Here is a 3,484-nt window from a genome sequence, read left to right as displayed (position 1 = left end):
TTTTAAGAGGGCGAACTCGTCTTGACTTATTTACGAAAGTTATAATAATCAATGATTCGGTAATTTTTACCGAATCATTGAAGATATTGTCATTGCAACTTTGCGTTGGGGACTAATGGTTTCGCGAATTCGCATCAGTATTGCCGACATACACTTCTAAACTCTGCATGGTCATGGGCAAGTAAACGCAGTTGAAGTACACGATTTGCATCTGTAATATATCAAAGCACTAACAAAGCACTAACAGTAAGTCAATTTGCTTAAATCATAAAAAAAATGTAATTTTACAATATGATTGACTATTTGAAAGGGGTTGTGGCAGAAGCCACACCGACATATGCCGTAATCGAATGTTGTGGTGTAGGGTATGAAGTAAACATAACGCTAATGGATTACCCTCTGATCAGCGGCAATCAGGAATGTAAACTGTATGTGCACGAATCGATACGCGAGGATGCCCACGTCCTGTTCGGATTCCTAAGAAAAAGAACAAGAGAATTGTTCAGACTCCTCATCGGAGTGAGCGGAGTGGGTCCCAACACCGGAAGACTTATTCTTTCATCCCTTACCGATGAACAACTCGAATCGGCAATAGCTTCAGGGAATGACTCACTTCTCAAAGGTGTGAAAGGCATAGGAGGAAAGACAGCCCAACGCATTATTGTGGATTTGAGGGATAAAATAAAACCCGAGTCAGATGCGTTAATTACAAGTATGCCGGCAAGTGAATCGTATGATGATTCCGTGGCTGCTCTTGTGATGCTCGGATTCTCCGCCCAACAGAGCCAGAAAGTACTCACCAAGGTTTTTGCGAAAGATCCGACGCTCAACACTGAGCGTGCCATCAAGCAGGCTCTTACTATGCTCTGATGCGGTTGAGGCAGATTGATGAAAGAAAGATATATCTTCTTATCGCAGTGTTTTTTTCGACACTGCTTTTGTCGTTTGTGGCAAATTCACAAAAGACCGTACGCAAAACAGTGCCTGAGGTTTCCGACACTAATCCTTTGAAATCAGGTGAATATCCGGCAGATCTTAAAACACCTTCAAATATTACCACTGAAGCTGTATATGATCCTGAACTCGGCATGTTTGTTGTTCACACCAGGCTCGGGGACAAAGACATAGTCACTCCTTTTTTGCTGACTCCCAAAGAATATTCCGATCTAATGATGCGTCAGGATATGTTCGGATATTTCAGACAGCGTAATTCCGAGAGCTATGAAAAGAAAGACAAGCAGCCTTTCAATATTTTCGACATGAATTTCTCACTCGGTCCTCTTGAAAAAGTTTTCGGACCGGGTGGAGTCCGCCTGTCTACGCAGGGATCGCTGCAGCTGTCAATGGGAATAAAAAGCAACAAGACTGAGAATCCTTCGCTTTCTCTTAAAAATCGGCGCAAAACATATTTTGATTTTGATCAGAAAATTCAGGCTACGATAAATGCCTCTGTCGGTGACAAGTTGAAATTCAATATGACTTATAATACCGACGCGACATTCGATTTCGATTCCAAGAACTTAAAACTTAACTATGAAGGCAAGGAAGATGAAATCATAAAGAGTATTGAAGCGGGCAATGTCAGTATGACAACGGGATCAAGCCTTATAAGAGGATGTACGGCTCTGTTCGGATTGAAAACGAAACTACAGTTCGGCAAGCTTACGCTTACAGGTCTTGTGTCACAGCAGAATTCCGAATCAAAGACAGTTTCTACTTCAGGTGGCGTACAATCTACCAAATTCAGCTTCAAGGCAGACAATTATGATGCTAACAGACACTTTTTCCTCGCACAGTATTTTTATGAGAATTATGATCAGTTTGCATCTCGCCTGCCACATGTGTCCTCGGGAATAAAAATTACGAGAATAGAGGTATGGATAACTAATAAAAACAGCAATTATAATGAATCGCGCAATTTTGTAGGATTCATGGATCTCGGTGAAAACCGAAGACTTGCAAACAGTTATTGGCAGCCTAATTCAGCCTTCAACAATCCTTCCAACCAAAGTAATAATCTTCTAAGCATAATAAAGGGTGAATATCCACAGGCGCGTAGTATAGATATGGTCACGCAGGCCCTTGAGCCATTGCGAGCATATGGCATAGAAGGGGGAAAGGACTTTGAGAAGGTTGAAAGTGCAAGACTGCTCAAATCAAGCGAATATACTCTTAATGACGATTTGGGCTATATTTCTCTTAAATCAGCTTTGACAACAGATGAAGTTCTTGCCGTAGCATATGAATATACATATCAGGGCAAAGTTTACCAGGTAGGGGAGTTCTCCTCAGATGTCACGAACACGTCAGACTGTCTTTATCTGAAGATGCTTCGCAGTACTACAGTCTCCCCTCGTCTGCCTATGTGGCAGCTTATGATGAAGAATGTGTATTCGTTAGGCGCATACCAGCTTCAAAGCAAAAATTTCAAGCTAAATATCAAATTTCTAAGTGACACCACAGGTACAGAGATAAATTATATTCCCGCCGGTCAGATATCGAACCAGCCGCTTCTTCAGGTTATGAATCTCGACAGAATAGATTCGAATCAGGAATCAAATTCCGATGGTTTCTTTGACTACATCGAGGGCTATACAGTGCAGTCGTCAACCGGCAAAATAATATTTCCTGTAGCGGAACCTTTCGGTTCTCATCTGGAACGGAAAATAGGCAATCCGGCAATCGCTTCACAATACGTGTATAAAGAGCTATACGACTCAACTCTTGTTGTAGCGCAACAGTTTGCAGATAAGAACAAGTTTTCTCTGTCTGGTGAGTATCAGGCATCAAACGGAGCGCAGATTCGATTAAATGCGATGAATGTTCCGCGCGGTTCCGTAGTGGTGATGGCAGGTGGTGTTGTATTGACTGAAAACAGTGACTACACTGTTGATTATTCAATGGGCATTGTAACTATTACAAACCAGAGCATAATTGATTCGGGAACAAATGTAAGCGTTACTCTTGAAAATCAGTCCTTGTTTTCCATGCAAAGGAAGACTTTGCTCGGATTGGACGCTCAATATCGGTTTAACAAGGACTTTACTCTGGGGGGAACCATTCTTCACTTCTCCGAAAAATCACTTACTGAAAAAGTAAACATCGGTGATGAGGTAATAAACAACACGATGTGGGGACTTAACGTGAGCTATAACAAGGATTTTATGTGGCTCACCAATTTATTGAATAAAATACCCACAGTAAGCGCAACAGCTCCGTCTCGAATAAACGTGAGTGCGGAATTCGCTCAACTTGTGCCACACAAGCAAAAAAGCGGATCGAACAAAGGGTCAAGCTATATAGATGATTTCGAGGCTACTCAGACCGGCATAGACTTGAGATCTCCATATTCATGGTTCCTTGCTTCGACGCCTTATGACAATTCGGCTGACGCACTTTTCCCGGAAGCCAAGCTAAGCAACGATATCGATTATGGTAAAAACAGAGCATTGCTGGCATGGTATTATATCGACCGGTTATGGCC

At 42.0% G+C, this 3,484-nt stretch carries 2 protein-coding genes; both read left to right on the top strand.

The features are described 5' to 3' along the window. The first annotated feature begins 291 nt into the window (after nucleotides 1–291). Entirely contained in the window at nucleotides 292–870 is a 579-nt protein-coding gene (ruvA, locus tag JX312_RS10710) for a Holliday junction branch migration protein RuvA (protein ID WP_204457988.1), read from the top strand. 77 nt (nucleotides 871–947) lie between these two features. Continuing rightward, on the top strand, nucleotides 948–3,484 hold a 2,537-nt coding region (gene sprA, locus JX312_RS10705; RefSeq protein WP_239653889.1), incomplete at its 3' end, for a cell surface protein SprA.

This window comes from Barnesiella sp. CU968, from assembly GCF_905219685.1.
Lineage (GTDB): Bacteria > Bacteroidota > Bacteroidia > Bacteroidales > Muribaculaceae > Lepagella > Lepagella muris_A.
The sequence above is the reverse complement of the archived record's forward strand: the minus strand, read 5'-3'. Positions and strand labels throughout refer to the sequence as shown.

Coding starts and splice junctions, on each gene's coding strand:
- ruvA (WP_204457988.1), top strand. CDS start 292: ATGATTGACTATTTGAAAGGGGTTGTGGCAGAAGCCACACCGACATAT.